Annotated in this window: 11 protein-coding genes and 1 pseudogene; 6 read left to right on the top strand and 6 right to left on the bottom strand. The window is 66.4% G+C overall.

The window, feature by feature from the left end; translation table 11 throughout:
• Positions 1 to 71: 71 nt before the first annotated feature.
• On the bottom strand, positions 72 to 725 hold the full coding sequence (locus tag WN73_RS35940) for a S24 family peptidase (protein WP_011083957.1): 654 nt from the start codon (positions 723 to 725) through the stop codon (positions 72 to 74).
• Between the two features lie 303 nt (positions 726 to 1,028).
• Here WN73_RS35940 and WN73_RS35935 point away from each other — a divergent pair, with 303 nt between their 5' ends.
• On the top strand, positions 1,029 to 1,376 hold the full coding sequence (locus WN73_RS35935; protein ID WP_011083958.1) for a DUF952 domain-containing protein: 348 nt from the start codon (positions 1,029 to 1,031) through the stop codon (positions 1,374 to 1,376).
• Positions 1,373 to 2,470: a quinone-dependent dihydroorotate dehydrogenase gene (locus WN73_RS35930; RefSeq protein WP_011083959.1), complete on the top strand. Its 1,098-nt coding sequence runs from the start codon at positions 1,373 to 1,375 to the stop codon at positions 2,468 to 2,470. The genes WN73_RS35935 and WN73_RS35930 overlap by 4 nt, the downstream gene beginning before the upstream one ends.
• Before the next feature lie 75 nt (positions 2,471 to 2,545).
• On the opposite strand, the pseudogene WN73_RS35925 reads toward WN73_RS35930, so the two are convergent.
• From WN73_RS35925 to WN73_RS35905, 5 genes and pseudogenes are all read right to left on the bottom strand, one after another.
• Positions 2,546 to 3,870 (bottom strand): annotated as a pseudogene (locus tag WN73_RS35925) (MATE family efflux transporter).
• Position 3,871: 1 nt separating this feature from the next.
• Complete coding sequence (locus WN73_RS35920) at positions 3,872 to 4,606, bottom strand: MBL fold metallo-hydrolase (protein ID WP_271556953.1); 735 nt, start codon at positions 4,604 to 4,606, stop codon at positions 3,872 to 3,874.
• Positions 4,607 to 4,637: 31 nt separating this feature from the next.
• On the bottom strand, positions 4,638 to 4,940 hold the full coding sequence (locus WN73_RS35915) for a DUF6460 domain-containing protein (protein ID WP_028172810.1): 303 nt from the start codon (positions 4,938 to 4,940) through the stop codon (positions 4,638 to 4,640).
• 331 nt (positions 4,941 to 5,271) lie between these two features.
• Positions 5,272 to 7,149: an ATP-dependent DNA ligase gene (locus WN73_RS35910; RefSeq protein ID WP_271556951.1), complete on the bottom strand. Its 1,878-nt coding sequence runs from the start codon at positions 7,147 to 7,149 to the stop codon at positions 5,272 to 5,274.
• Positions 7,146 to 8,183 (bottom strand): ligase-associated DNA damage response exonuclease, encoded by a 1,038-nt coding sequence (locus WN73_RS35905; protein ID WP_271556949.1) that lies wholly within the window; start codon positions 8,181 to 8,183, stop codon positions 7,146 to 7,148. Before WN73_RS35905 ends, WN73_RS35910 begins: the two co-directional genes overlap by 4 nt.
• A gap of 59 nt (positions 8,184 to 8,242) precedes the next feature.
• Between WN73_RS35905 and WN73_RS35900 the strand changes: the two genes are divergently transcribed.
• The 4 genes from WN73_RS35900 to pdeM all read left to right on the top strand — a co-directional run bounded on the left by WN73_RS35900 (position 8,243) and on the right by pdeM (position 14,079).
• Positions 8,243 to 9,169, top strand: coding sequence for a class I SAM-dependent DNA methyltransferase (locus tag WN73_RS35900; protein WP_271556947.1), 927 nt, complete (start codon positions 8,243 to 8,245; stop codon positions 9,167 to 9,169).
• A 116-nt stretch (positions 9,170 to 9,285) separates the two neighbouring features.
• The gene (locus WN73_RS35895; RefSeq protein WP_028172814.1) at positions 9,286 to 10,515 is read left to right on the top strand and encodes an ABC transporter substrate-binding protein; all 1,230 of its coding nucleotides are present in this window, start codon (positions 9,286 to 9,288) and stop codon (positions 10,513 to 10,515) included.
• Positions 10,516 to 10,678: 163 nt separating this feature from the next.
• A complete protein-coding gene (locus WN73_RS35890; RefSeq protein WP_028172815.1) occupies positions 10,679 to 13,354 on the top strand; it encodes a ligase-associated DNA damage response DEXH box helicase in 2,676 nt (891 codons plus the stop codon).
• 53 nt (positions 13,355 to 13,407) lie between these two features.
• A complete protein-coding gene (gene pdeM, locus WN73_RS35885; protein ID WP_049832443.1) occupies positions 13,408 to 14,079 on the top strand; it encodes a ligase-associated DNA damage response endonuclease PdeM in 672 nt (223 codons plus the stop codon).
• Positions 14,080 to 14,163: the final 84 nt, after the last annotated feature.

Genomic DNA, 14,163 nt, shown 5'->3' with positions numbered 1-14,163 from the left:
ATTAGATCGGCGATGCGCGCGCAACCTAGGCGAGAGGCGCGGTGAGTCGCAATGGCCGTCGCGCGTTGAATTTATTGGCTCGCCCACACGATCCTTGCGACCCACGCGAGCTCACCCGCCGCGATCGTGCGCTCGGCCTGCGAGGCATCGAGCGGCAGCAAGTCCAGCGCCTTGGCCGTGCGGCGCTTCAACGTTGCGACCGTCACCTCGCCCGCCTTGGTCGTCACCACGACACGATCCCCCTTGCGGATCGGCGTGCCGGGTGAGACCAGGATGACGTCGCCGTTGCGATAGGTCGGGGCAAGCGCATCGCCGGCAATCTCCAGCGCAAACGTCTGGCTGTCCTCGGCGGTGGGAAGCGCGAGCTCGGTCCAGCCCTTGCCGGACGGAAGGCCGGACTCGTCGAAAGCGCCGCTCGCGCCCGCCTGTGCGAGCCCGAGCAGCGGCACCGAGCGGCTGTTGCCGGTCTCGTCGCTGATCAACCCGGCAAAGACATCGATTGAGGCGCCGGCCGCTGCCAGCGCTTTTGCGATCGATTCGGTCGAGGGCCAGCGCTCGCGGCCGTCCGAGGTGACGCGCTTGGACCGGTTGAAAGTGGTGGGGTCGAGCCCTGCCCGCTTGGCGAGGCCGGACGGAGACAGCCCGGCGCGCGCCGCCAGCCGATCCAGCGCGACCCAGATCTGGTCGTGAGTCAGTATCCTCTGCGCTTTGGCCTGTCTGACCATGGAAGGTCCAGCCCGTCGCAACTCAGGAAAACTGTCCTCAAATCAACCGGTTTTCCGATTTTCGCGCAAGAGGCGACGGCGGACGCGCTTTCAAGCGAAGCGGATACCGGTTCGCGTCAAGAATACGCGTCAAAACAAGAATTTAGAGCCCATTCCGATTTCATCGGAATGGAATAGGCTCTAAGTCTTGAGTTCGGAAGGGGCCGCCTTTACGGTCGCGCCGGGTTTTGAGACCCGCAAGAGACGAAAAACCCCAAGAGACTCAACGAGCTGACTCAAAGAGCAAACAGGGCTCCACATCAGGTGGTCAACAAGATCTACAAAATCTGTCCGGCCTCGGCCTGGCGCGAGGCGGAACGGCAGGGCGTGTACCGCGGCAGCGCGGACGACGCGCGCGACGGCTTCATCCATTTCTCGACGGCCGCCCAGGTTCCCGAGACCTTGCGCAAGCATTATTTCGGGCAGCGCGCGCTGTTCCTGGTCGAGGTCGACGGCGATGCGCTCGGCAGCGAATTGCGCTGGGAGCGCTCGCGCAATGACGAGCTGTTTCCGCATCTCTATGGCGAGCTCGATTTCGGCGCGGTCATCTCGGTGGTGAACCTCAACATGCGCTCGGACGGCGGCCACGACATGCCGGAGCTTGCCCCGTGATTCGCGCCTTCGATGCTCTTTCGCTGCCGGTGCTGCGCTGGCTCGATCCGGAGGATGCGCATCGCCTGGCGATCCAGGGCCTGCGCTTCCTGCCGCCGGTCAAGCCGCGCGCTGACGATCCCAAGCTCGCGGTGCGCGCCTTCGGGCTCAACTTTCCCAACCCGATCGGCATGGCCGCGGGCTTCGACAAGAGCGCTGAGGTGCCGGATGCGCTGCTGCGCCTCGGCTTCGGCTTCGTCGAGATCGGATCGGTGACGCCCAAGCCGCAAAGCGGCAATCCGCGGCCGCGGCTGTTCCGGCTCGAGCGCGACGAGGCCGTCATCAACCGCATGGGCTTCAACAATGACGGCGCGGATGTCGCGCTGCGCAGGCTCGCCGCGCGCGCGCAGCACGGCGGCATCGTCGGCGTCAATGTCGGCGCCAACAAGGATTCGCCGGACCGCGTTGGGGACTACGTCAAGCTGATCGAGGCCTTTGCGCCGGTCGCGAGCTATTTCACGATCAACGTCTCCTCGCCGAACACGCCGGGCCTGCGCAACTTGCAGGAAGGCGCGCTGCTCGACGACCTCCTCGCAAGGGTGATCGACGCGCGCGAGCGGGTGCGCCAGAAGGCCGGCGACACGCCGGTGCTGCTGAAGATCGCGCCGGATTTGAGCCTTGCCCAGCTCGACGACGTCGTGCAGGTCGCGCGCTCGCGCCGGGTCGACGGCATGATCGTGTCGAACACGACGATCGCACGGCCGAGCACGCTGCGCGAGGAGATGCGGGCGAAGGAGCAGGGCGGCCTGTCCGGCCGGCCGCTGTTCCGCCTGTCGACGCGCATGGTCGCGGAGACCTATGTGCGCGTCGAGGGCGCGTTCCCGCTGGTCGGCGTCGGCGGTGTCGATTCCGGCGGCGCCGCGCTGACGAAAATCCGCGCCGGCGCGAGCCTGATCCAGCTCTATTCGTCGCTGGTCTACAAGGGCCTCGGCCTCGTCGAGGAGATCAAGCGTGACCTCACCTCGACATTGCTGCGCACGGGCCGGGATTCGCTCTCCGACATCGTCGGCGCGGATGCTGCGACGCTGACGGCAGAAGACTGGCCGGGGATGTGAGGCGCCGTTCTTCGCCTCTCCCCGCAAGCGGGGCGAGGGAGAAGAGAAAGCTGCTCCATCCGGGCCACGATTGTTCTACGATTTCGGAAACGTCGCCCCATACAGCGCCGGATAGCGCGCGCCCTGCAAGCCGCCGCGTGCGACATAGAACGCGATCAGCGCGCACCATAGCCCGGCATTGCCGAGGGCTTGCAGCGCCCACCAGGTGAAGAGGAAGATCGCCAGCGAGGCCAGCATCAGATTGCGCATCTCGCGGGCCCAGGTGGCGCCGATATAGATCCCGTCGAAGCCGAAGGCGAACACGCCGGGCACCGGCGCGAGCACGATGAAGGGTAGGAAGTCGCGCGCGGCCCGGCGGACGTCTTCGCTCGCGGTCATGACATTGATCAGCGCCGTCCCGAACAGCGCGAACAGCACCGCGACGACCAGCGCGAAGCCGAGCCCCCACGCGAGCACCAGCCGGGTCGAATCCGCGAAGCCTTTTGCATCGCGTGCGCCAAAGGTGCGGCCGCAGAGCTGCTGGGCCGCGTTCGCAAGACCGTCGAGGAAGAAGGCGCTGACCAGCAGGAAATTGTTGAGCACGGAATTCGCGGCCAGCGTGACATCGCCGGCGCGCGCGCCCTTCGCGGTAAAGAACAGGAACACGGCGATCAGCGCCGCGGTGCGGATCATGATGTCGGAGTTCACCGCCAGCATCCGCATCAGCTTGGCCCGGTCGAACAAGGTGGCGCGAGGCACGCCAAAGCCGCCGTCCGCATAGCGGCGGCAGACGATCACGCCGAGCGCGAAGCCGATGGTCTCCGAGAGCAGCGCGGCGATCGCCGCGCCCGCGATGCCGGTGTCGTAGACCAGCACGAGCAGGATCGTCGCCGCCATGTTGACGAGATTGATGACGATCTGAAGCAGCAGCGCCGGATTGGCGCGGGCCTGCCCCACCAGCCAGCCGAGGATGACATAGTTGGCGAAGGCCAGCGGCGACGACCAGATCCGGATCATGAAATAGGTCTTGGCGGCGCGCGTGACGCCTTCGCTGCCGCCCATCAGGTCGAACAGCACGGCCGCCAGCGGCAGTTGCAGCGCGATCAGAGCAGCCCCGATCAGGCCCGCGACGATGAAGCCGCGCATCAGGATCGCGGTCAGCTCGCGCGTCTCGCCGGCGCCGAGCGCCTGCGCGGTGAGGCGAGCGTGCTCATGCGCAGGAAGCCGAATAGCCAGAACAGGCAGTCGAAGATGACGGAGGCCATCGCCACGCCGCCGAGCAGCGCGGCATCGTCGAGCCGCCCGATCGCCGTGGTCGAGACCACCCCGATCAGCGGCGTGGTGAGGTTCGCAACCATCGCCGGACCCGCGATGGCGAAGACCTGGCGGGAGCCGATCTTGAGGGGAACGGGCGCGTGCATGTCAGAACACGAGCACCATGCCGTCTTCGGCGGCGAGATGCTCGATATCGACGAGGCGCGACAGCATGTCGTCGCTCATATGGGTGAGGACGAGGCGTTTGGCGCCGATCGCGGGCAGATGCTGTTCCAAGGTCTTCAGGCTGAGATGGTTCTTGACCACCTTCTCGTACATATAGGCTTCCGCGATGAAAAGGTCCGCGCCATGCGCCAGCGGAATGAGCGTTTCCGTCCACTCGGTGTCGGCGCTGTAGGCGAGCGTGCGACCCTCGGTCTCGACGCGGTAGGCCAGGAACGGGCCGCCGGATTCGCCGTGCACGACCGGGTAGGGCGTCACCGTCACCGCGCCGAAATCGCGCCTTTGCCCGGGCGCGAGTTCGACGACGGAGAGCTCGAAGCGCTGCCTGGTCTTCGAGGAATGCTCGAACAAAACCTCCATCACCTCGCGCAGCCGCGTCTCGATGCCTTGCGGGCCCGCGATCGTCAGCGGTCGCGTTCGCCGCGAGAACTGCGCGTCGAGCAGGACAAACGGCAGGCCGGCAAAATGGTCGCCGTGGAAATGCGTGATCAGGATCAGATCGATATCGTTGCGGTCGATCTCGAGTCGCTTCAGCGCCGGCAGGGCCGACGCGCCGCAGTCGATCAGGAAGTTGGCCTCGCGCCCCGCAACGTGGAAACAGGTGTTGAGCCTGCCGCCCGAGCCGAAGGCGTCGCCGCAGCCGACAAAGCGTAATTGCATCGGCTGCGGGCTCCCTGAGCTCGATCCGGACTTAGCGGCGCGGCGCGCCAAAGACGCGCGACAGCAGCCAGATCGGAATCACGATGACCGCGCCGAGCAGGAAGTAGCGCCACAGCCAGTTCACGGCATCGAAGCCGAGATCCCACAGCCGCTGGAACAAGAGGCGAATGCTGTAGATGATATTCCAGGGATCGAAGCCGATCGCCGCCAGCACGACGCCCACCAGGATCGAGAGCAGGACGAGGCGAAACGCGACCGCCAGCGGCGAGCCGCCGAGAAAGCGGTTCAGGCCATCACTGCGGCCGGCCGGCAAATCTCTGACGTCTTGGACCATCGCAAAAAACTCCTCGCGGGATTCGACCCGATTATAAGTCACGGCGGGGCACATGGGGAACCCGTAACCGGCCGTCAATCAGCTTACCGCATTTTAATTTCGGCAGCGCACCAGCGATTTGGGTGCACGCCGGCGGCTGGGCTCACCTCTCCCGCTTGCGGGAGAGGTCGGCGCGTCCGGCGATGCGAAGCATCGTCCCGAGCGCCGGGTGAGGGCTCTGTCCTCTTGGGGAATCCCGATGAGGGGACACCCTCACCCCAACCCTCTCCCGCAAGCGGGCGAGGGGGCGCACCTTCGCCTTGGCGACAATCGAGCCTCGTCTCAGCACGCTTCAAGCCTCAACCTCCGCCGCTTCCGCCTTCAACATCTTTTCCAGGGTTTCCAGCCGGTCGGCCTCCCGCGGCGGCTTGTCCCACCGCAGTCGGCTGATGCGGGGAAAGCGCATCGCGACGCCTGATTTGTGCCGCGGCGAGCGCTGCAGCCCTTCGAACGCGACCTCCAGCACCAGCCCCTTGTCGCCCTCGTGCACGACATGGCGCACCGGGCCGAACTTTTCCGTGGTGTTGCGGCGGACGAAGCGGTCGATCTGGAGTAGTTCCTCGTCGGTGAAGCCGAAATAGGCCTTTCCCACCGGTACCAGCTCGTCGCCGGTCTCACCTTCGGTCCAGACGCCAAACGTGTAGTCGGAATAATAGGACGAGCGCTTGCCGTGGCCGCGCTGCGCGTACATCAGCACGGCATCGATGATGTGCGGGTCGCGCTTCCACTTCCACCATTGGCCCTTCGGCCGGCCGGGCAGATAAGGCGCATCGCGCCGCTTCAGCATCACGCCCTCGACCGCGTCGGCATCCTCGCCGGCGCCGGCACTTGCGGGGTCGGCGCGCGCGGCGGTCAGCGCCTCCCAGCTCGCGAAGGGCACGATGGGCGACAGATCGATGCGGGGATCGCCGAGCTTAGTGATGAATGTTTCCAGCCGTTCCCGCCGCTCCGTGAACGGCAATTCACGCAAATCGTTCTCATCGTCGCCGAGCAAATCGTAGGCGCGCAGATGGATCGGAAATTCCTTGATCAGCTTTGGCGAGACCGCCTTGCGATTGAGCCGCTGCTGGAGAACGTTGAAGCTCTGCACGCGGCCCTCGCGCAGGATCAGAAGCTCGCCGTCGATCGCGCCCGGCAGGCGCAGCGACGGCACGAGGTCCGGAAAGCTCCCCGTGATGTCCTCGCCGGTGCGCGAATAGAGCCGGGCAGTGACGTGGCCGCGGTCGTCGCGGCCCGCAACCGCCTGCACGCGGATGCCGTCCCATTTCCATTCGGCGATGTAGTCGGCGGGATCGAGCGCGACGAAATCGGTATCGTCGATCGCATGCGCGAGCATCACCGGGCGGAACGGCGCGGGATCGCGATTGACCGGCTTTTCGCCGCGGCCTTCCAGCCAGGCGAACAGGTCGAGATAGGGTGGCGCAAGCCCCGGCCAGATCAGCTCGACTTCATGCGGGTCCTTGTCGCCGAGCGCCGCCGCGGCGGTCTTTGCGAGGCGTGCGGAAATGCCGATGCGAAGCGCGCCGGTGACGAGCTTGAGCAGCGCCCAGCGGCCGGTCTCATCGAGCTCATCGAGCCAGCGTTCGAGTTGCTTCGGCAGTTCGGTCTTGCCGAGGGTGCGGAGCGTGGTGACGACTTCGGTGAGGGTCGGCGGCGGCGGGTTGTTGTGGTTGCTTGGGTGGAGCGCATCGCTGTCATCTCGCCCGCGGTACCCCCCTCCCTGACCCTCCTCCGCAAGGGGGGAGGGAACGGTGAGGCTCGTGCCTCCATCACTTTGGGAATCGCTATTAGTTGTTGTGCTCGCTGACAGCGCCGCGTTCTGCTGCGCTCCCTCCCCCCTTGTGGGGGAGGGCGGGGGAGAGGGGTGGCCCGGAAAAGACTGCCCGCCATCTCCCGCGCGCTTCGGCCACATCAGCGCCACCGTCTCCGAGAGATCGCCGACATAATCGTAACTCAACCCGAACAGCACCTCATCCGTGCGCGACGCGATCAGGTCGCGGATCAGCGCCGGCTTGGCGTGCTTGAAGCTGAGCGCGCCGGTCAGTGCCGCCAGCGCGTAGCCGCGATCGGGATCGCCGACCTCGCGGAAATAGCCGGTGATCAGCCGCAGCTTGTTGTTGCGCCCGGGCTCGTAGGCGAGACGGTCGAGGAGTTCGGCGAAGCGGTTCATGCTTCGGCCTCGTCGGCAATCGGCGTCTCGCTCTCCTCCTCATCGCCATAGCCGACCAGATCGAGCGGCTGCGCCCTCAGGCCGCGCGATTGGCACCAATGCACCAGCGCGTCTTCCTGGCCGTGGGTGACCCAGATCTCGCCGGCGCCGGTCGCCGCGATCGTGGCGGTGAGGCCGTCCCAGTCGGCGTGGTCGGAAATCACGAGCGGCAATTCGACGCCGCGCTGCCGCGCGCGGGCGCGCACGCGCATCCACCCTGAGGCGAAGGCGGTGACGGGATCGGGAAAACGGCGCGTCCAGATATCTGATGTCGCTGACGGCGGTGCCAGCGTGATGGTGCCGGCGAGCGCCGCCTTCTTCACGCCAATCACGGGCCTGAGATCGCCGAGTGCGATCCCGCGGCTCTGGTAGTAATGGGTGATCGTCTCCATGGCGCCATGCAGATAGATCGGTGCGTCATAGCCGGCCTGCCGCAGCAGCGCGATCACGCGTTGCGCCTTGCCGAGCGAATAGGCGCCGACGAGATGCGCGCGTTCGGGAAACAGCGCGACCGAGGCGAGCAGCTTCTTCACTTCATCGGCCGCATCGCCATGCCGGAACACCGGCAGGCCGAACGTCGCCTCGGTGATGAAGACGTCGCAGGGCACCAGCTCGAACGGCGCGCAGGTCGGATCTCGCGCGTCCTTGTAGTCGCCGGAGGCGACGATGCAGGTGTCTTTGCATGTCACCGCGATCTGCGCCGAGCCCAGCACATGCCCGGCCGGGTGGAATTTCACGCTGACATCGCCGAGCCGGATCTCCTCGCCGTAACGGATGGCTTGCGTCGAGCCGGCGAAATTCTCGCCATAGCGCAGCCGCATCATGTCGAGCGTTTCCTGCGTCGCCAGCACCGCGCCATGGCCGGCGCGGGCATGGTCGGAATGGCCGTGGGTGATCAAGGCCCGCTCGACCGGGCGCACGGGATCGATGTGGAAGCCGCCGGGCTTGCAGCACAGGCCGGCAGCAGCTGGCAACAGGATGTCTTGCGGGCGCATGACTGCTATATAGGCTGCCTCACCGCATCTTCGAGTCACCACCCGCTTCCTGGTTCCCAATGCCCCTGCGCCTGTTTCTGTCCTCCGGCGATCTCATGGCCGACCGCCGTTTCGAGTTCGCGCGCGACCTCCAGCTCAAGGGCGATCTGCCTGCCGCCGCCGATCTCCTCGAGCAGGCGATCGAGCTCGCACCGAATTTCGCCTCGGCATGGTTCACGCTCGGCGAGATCCGGCAGCAACTCGGCGAGCGCGACAAGGCCATCGCGGCCTTTCGCAAATCGCGGGAGTCCGATCCGGAGGATCAGCATGGTGCCGGCCTGCATCTGATACGGCTCGGCGACGCGCAGATGACGGAGATGCCCAAGGCCTATGTGCAGGCCCTGTTCGACCAGTACGCGCCGCGTTTCGAAGACGTGCTGATCAACGATCTCGGCTATCGCGCCCCGGCGCTGATCTTCAAGGCGGTGCTGGCCGCGCGCGTTGCCGCGAAGAAGCCGGCTTTCTTCAAGCGCACCATCGATCTCGGTTGCGGCACCGGGCTTGCGGCCGCCGCCTTCGCCAAGCAGGTCGATCATTTCATCGGTATCGACCTGTCGCCCGGCATGATCAGGGTGGCGCGCGCGACCGATCTCTACGCCGAGCTCGAGGTCGCCGACATGATCGAGGGCCTGCGCGGCAAGGGCGATGCGAGCGCGAACCTCGTTGTGGCCGCGGACGCGTTCGTCTATCTCTCCGACCTCGCGCCGGTGTTGACCGAAGCCGGGCGCGTGCTTGCAGCGGGCGGCGTGCTTGCCTTCACGCTGGAGACGCATGACGGCAGCGGCATCGTTCTCGGCGAAGGCCTGCGCTATGCCCATTCGGCGGAATATGTGCGCGGCGCCATTGCGCAAGCCGGACTGAAGCTCCTCACCCTGGAGCCGGGCTCTCCGCGCAACGAGAACAACGAGCCGGTGCGCGGCCTCGTCGTCGTCGCCGAGAAAACTTGAGTCTAGGCGCTAAACGCCCCGCGATTTGAGCGTCATTGCGTCGCAAAGCGACGACTTCGGACTTGCGAGCCGTGCTGCGATGCCAGCACAATGCGCGCGCTAGGGAGAAACAAATAATGACCAAGAATCCATCGCGGCGCGATTTCAGCGCCGCCGCGCTCGCCACCATCGCCGCATCCACCTTGCCCGCGCCATATGTCTGGGCCGCGGAGAAGAAATACGATGCGGGCGCCAGCGACACCGAGATCAAGATCGGGCAGACCGTGCCGCATTCCGGCCCCGGCTCGCTCTACGGCGTGCTCGGGCGCGTCGGCGAGGCCTATTTCCAGATGCTGAACGAGAAGGGCGGCATCAACGGGCGCAAGATCAAGTTTCTCACCATGGACGACGCCTACAGCGCGCCGAAATGCGTCGAGGCGACGCGGCGCCTGGTCGAGCAGGAGGAGGTGCTGGCGCTCTACGGCTCGCTCGGCACCGCGCCGCAGACCGCCGTGCACAAATACCTGAACTCCAAGGGCGTGCCGCAGCTGCTGCTCAACACCGGCGCGTCGAAGTGGAACAATCCGAAAGAGTTCAAATGGACGATGGCGGGCCTGCCGCTCTATCCGACCGAGGCGCGCATCCTGGCGCGGCATGTCGTCAGCGTGAAGCCGAACGCCAAGATCGGCATCCTCTACCAGAACGACGATTTTGGCCGCGACTTCCTCGGTCCCTTCAAGAAGGTGCTGACTGACGCCGGCGGCACCGCGCAGGTGATCATGGAGCAGACCTACGATCTCACCGAGCCGACCGTCGATTCCCAGCTCATCAATCTCTCAAAGTCGGGCGCCGACGTGTTCTACAACATCTCCACCGGCAAGGCGTCGTCGCAGTCGATCCGGAAAGTGGCCGAGCTCGGCTGGAAGCCGCTGCAACTGTTGTCCGCGGGCTCGACCGGCCGCTCGATTCTGAACGCCGCGGGCCTCGAGAATGCCGCCGGCATCGTCGCCATCCGCTACAACAAGGAAGTCGGCCTGCCCAAATGGGAGAAGGACCCCGACGTGATGGCGTTCGAGGAGCTGCGCAAGAAGTACACGCCGGCCATCGACCCCGACAACACCATCGCCTTCGCCGGCTACGGCCAGGCCGTCACCATGGGCGAGATCCTGCGCCGCTGCGGCGATGATCTCACGCGTGCCAACGTGCTGAAGCAGGCCTCGACTCTTGCCGGCTTCCACTCGCCCTATTTCCTCGAGGGCGTCACCTACAGCTACACGCCCGAGGACTACACGCCGATGAAGACGCTCTTCATCTCCACCTTCACCGGCAAGGATTGGGATATCTCCGACAAGCCGATGTCGGAGTAGGAAACGGGCAGGACGTCGTAGGGTGGGCAAAGGCGCATAGCGCCGTGCCCACCATCTCTCCAGGTATCCATACGCGAATGGTGGGCACGCTACGCTTTGCCCACCCTACGAGACCTCCCTCCACCCCTCGACGAACCCGCCCCCACGGCTTACCTGTGATGCCGTGCCGCCCCGCATCCACAAAATCCCGGCCGAGCCGGCCGCGCCGCTGCCCGACCGCTTCGAGGCGTGGTTCGCGGCGCGCGGCTGGTCGCCGCGCGCGCATCAACTGGTGCTGCTGGAGAAGGCGCGCGAGGACCGCTCCGCGCTGCTGATCGCGCCGACCGGTGCCGGCAAGACGCTGGCGGGATTTCTGCCGACGCTGGTGGAGTTGTCTTCTTTCTCTTCTCCCTCCCCCCTTGTGGGGGAGGGGCGGGGAGGGGGGTGGCCACAAGCACCGTTCGTGGCTCTACCCCCCTCCCGGCAGCCTGCGGCTGCCGACCTCCCCCACAAGGGGGGAGGTGACAACAACAGCCTCGTCTCCACCGGCCGCAGCGTGCAGCGTAGCGCTGGCCTCCACACGCTCTACATCTCGCCGCTCAAGGCGCTCGCCGTCGACATCGCGCGCAACCTGGAGCGACCGATCGCCGAGATGGCGCTGCCGATCAAGGTCGAGACCCGCACCGGCGACACGCCGGTGTCGCGGCGGCAGCGCCAGCGGCGCTATCCGCCTGATATCCTGCTGACGACGCCGGAGCAGCTCGCCCTTCTGCTCTCCTCCGACGACGCCCCGTTCCTGTTCTCCTCCTTGAAGCGCATCGTGCTGGACGAGCTGCACGCGCTGGTGACGTCCAAGCGCGGCGATCTGCTCTCGCTCGGGCTGGCGCGGTTGTGGCGGCTGGCGCCGCAGATCCGCGCGATCGGATTGTCGGCGACCGTGGCCGAGCCTGATCAGCTCGCGCGCTTCCTGGTGCCGCAGCCCGGCGGCAAGGAAGTGGCCGCCGACATCGTGATCGCCGGCGGTGCCGCGCCGCCGCTGGTCGAGATGCTCGATACGCGCGAGCGGCTGCCCTGGGCCGGCCACGGGGCGCGCCACGCGCTCAGCGAGGTCTATGAGCTGATCAAGGCGAACAAGACCACGCTGGTCTTCGTCAACACCCGCAGCCAGGCGGAGATGTTGTTCCAGGATCTCTGGCGCATGAACGACGACGGGCTCGCGATCGCGCTGCATCACGGCTCGCTCGACGTCGCCCAGCGCCGCAAGGTCGAGGACGCGATGTCGGCAGGTAAGCTGCGCGCCGTGGTCTGCACCTCCTCGCTCGACCTCGGCGTCGACTGGGGCGACGTCGATCTCGTCGTCAATATCGGCGCGCCCAAGGGCTCGTCGCGCCTGATGCAACGCATCGGCCGCGCCAATCACCGCCTCGACGAGGCCTCGCGCGCGGTGCTGGTGCCGGCCAACCGTTTCGAGGTGCTGGAGTGCCGTGTCGCGATCGATGCCATCGCCGAGAATGCGCAGGACACGCCGCCGCTGCGCACCGGCGCGCTCGACGTGCTGGCCCAGCATGTGCTCGGCTGCGCCTGCGGCGAGCCGTTTCTCTCCGACGAGCTCTATGACGAGGTGCGCACTGCCGCGCCTTACGCCGGTCTGGCGCGGCAGGATTTTGACGATGTCGTCGATTTCGTCGCCTCCGGCGGTTACGCGCTGAAGACCTACGAGCGCTTCGCCCGCATCAGGCAGGATAAGCAGGGACGCTGGCGCGTCGCCAATCCAAAGGTGCGGCAGAGCTATCGTCTCAATGTCGGCACCATCGTCGAGGAGCCGATGCTGAAGGTGCGGTTGGTGCGTTCCCGCTCCACCGGCAGCGGTTCGACCGGCGCGATCGCGCGCGGCGGCCGCGTGCTCGGCGAGATCGAGGAATACTTTATCGAGGGGCTGACCGCCGGCGACACCTTTGTGTTCGGCGGCGAGGTCGTGCGCTACGAGGCGCTCGCCGAGGATCAGGTCTATGTTTCCCGCGCCAACGACAAGGATCCGAAGGTGCCGTCCTATATGGGCGGCAAGTTCCCGCTCTCGACCTATCTGGCGGAGCGTGTGCGCCGCCTGCTCGACGACAGGCGCGCATGGAACGGTCTGCCGGAGCAGGTGCGCGACTGGCTGTCGTTGCAGAAGGACGTCTCGCGCGTGCCGGGTGTCCGCGAGCTTCTGGTTGAGACCTTTCCACGCGGTAACAAGCATTATCTGATCTGCTATCCCTTCGAAGGGCGCCTCGCGCACCAGACGCTCGGCATGCTCTTGACGCGTCGTCTGGAGCGTGCCCGCGCCCGGCCGCTCGGCTTTGTCGCCAACGAATATGCGGTGGCGATCTGGGGGCTGGGCGACGCCTCCTTCATGGTCCGCAACGGTGAGCTCAATCTCGACGCGCTGTTCAACCCCGACATGCTGGGGGACGATCTCGAAGCATGGCTGGCCGAATCCGCGCTGATGAAGCGCACCTTCCGCAACTGCGCGCTGATCTCCGGCCTGATCGAGCGCCGCTTCACCAATGAGGACAAGAGCCGCCGCCAGGTGCTGTTCTCGACCGATCTCGTCTACGACGTGCTGCGCAAGCACCAGGCCGATCACGTCTTGCTGCGCGCCGCCCGCGCCGATGCCGCCACCGGGCTGCTCGACCTGCGCCGTCTCGGCGGCATGCTGGCCCGCATCCAGGGCCGTATCACCCACCGGGAACTCGACCACGTCTCCCCGCTCGCCGTCCCCGTGATGCTGGAAATCGGCCGCGAGTCAGTCTATGGCGAAGCTGCAGACGAGCTCCTGGCCGAAGCCGCCGACGAGCTGGTCAAAGAGGCGATGGGATAAGAGCAGGTTTTGACGTGACGGCAGGCGCGCTGGTTTCAGGAGATGTCGAGGACATGCGCGTTTCCAGAGTCACCATCAGCGATGTGACGTTCGCCGCCGATCTCTCCGGCGCCCTGTTCTGGGAAGAGCAGCGCCTGCTCGTTGTCTCCGACCTGCATCTCGAAAAAGGCTCGAGCTTCGCCAGCCGCGGCGTGTTGCTGCCGCCTTACGATACGATCGCGACACTCGGCCGGCTCGCTGCTGTCATCTCCCGCCATGATCCGCGCACCGTCATCGCGCTTGGCGACAGTTTTCACGATCGCACCGCGCATAAGCGACTCTCCGCTGAGGATCGCGACGCCGTCGCCGGACTCCAATCCGGTCGCGACTGGATCTGGATCTCCGGCAACCACGATCCGATGCTGCCGCGCGATCTCGGCGGCACCGTCGCCGACGAGGTCGCGATCGGCCCGATCACGTTCCGCCACGAGCCGACCGGCGCGCATGGCGAGATCGCCGGCCATCTCCATCCCAAGGCCCGCGTCTCCGCGCGCGGCCGTTCGATGGAGCGCCGCTGCTTCGCCAGTGACGGGATGCGCGCCGTGATGCCCGCCTTCGGCGCCTATGCCGGCGGCCTCAGCATCCGCGACGCGGCGTTTGCAAAGATCTTCCCGAAGAACGGTTTTGTCGCCCATCTGCTCGGCGACCGCCGCGTCCACGCCATCGCCGCGTCGCGGTGTTATTGAGCGTAGCGTACTGAACACACGCTGCGCGCGCCACGTGCACAACTGCACTCCCTCCCCCGCAAGGGGGGAGGGAACAGACCGACC

Source organism: Bradyrhizobium sp. CCBAU 45394 (assembly GCF_028128655.1).
In the GTDB taxonomy this organism is placed as follows: domain Bacteria; phylum Pseudomonadota; class Alphaproteobacteria; order Rhizobiales; family Xanthobacteraceae; genus Bradyrhizobium; species Bradyrhizobium diazoefficiens.
Note: the sequence above shows the minus strand (reverse complement) of the source record. Positions and strands in the feature narration are given on the sequence as shown.

Excerpts from the sequence above, each read along its gene's own strand:
- WN73_RS35940 (WP_011083957.1), bottom strand. The coding sequence starts at position 725 with ATGGTCAGACAGGCCAAAGCGCAGAGGATACTGACTCACGACCAGATC.
- WN73_RS35920 (WP_271556953.1), bottom strand. The coding sequence starts at position 4,606 with ATGCAATTACGCTTTGTCGGCTGCGGCGACGCCTTCGGCTCGGGCGGC.
- WN73_RS35915 (WP_028172810.1), bottom strand. The coding sequence starts at position 4,940 with ATGGTCCAAGACGTCAGAGATTTGCCGGCCGGCCGCAGTGATGGCCTG.
- WN73_RS35910 (WP_271556951.1), bottom strand. The coding sequence starts at position 7,149 with ATGAACCGCTTCGCCGAACTCCTCGACCGTCTCGCCTACGAGCCCGGG.
- WN73_RS35905 (WP_271556949.1), bottom strand. The coding sequence starts at position 8,183 with ATGCGCCCGCAAGACATCCTGTTGCCAGCTGCTGCCGGCCTGTGCTGC.
- WN73_RS35900 (WP_271556947.1), top strand. The coding sequence starts at position 8,243 with ATGCCCCTGCGCCTGTTTCTGTCCTCCGGCGATCTCATGGCCGACCGC.
- WN73_RS35895 (WP_028172814.1), top strand. The coding sequence starts at position 9,286 with ATGACCAAGAATCCATCGCGGCGCGATTTCAGCGCCGCCGCGCTCGCC.
- pdeM (WP_049832443.1), top strand. The coding sequence starts at position 13,408 with ATGCGCGTTTCCAGAGTCACCATCAGCGATGTGACGTTCGCCGCCGAT.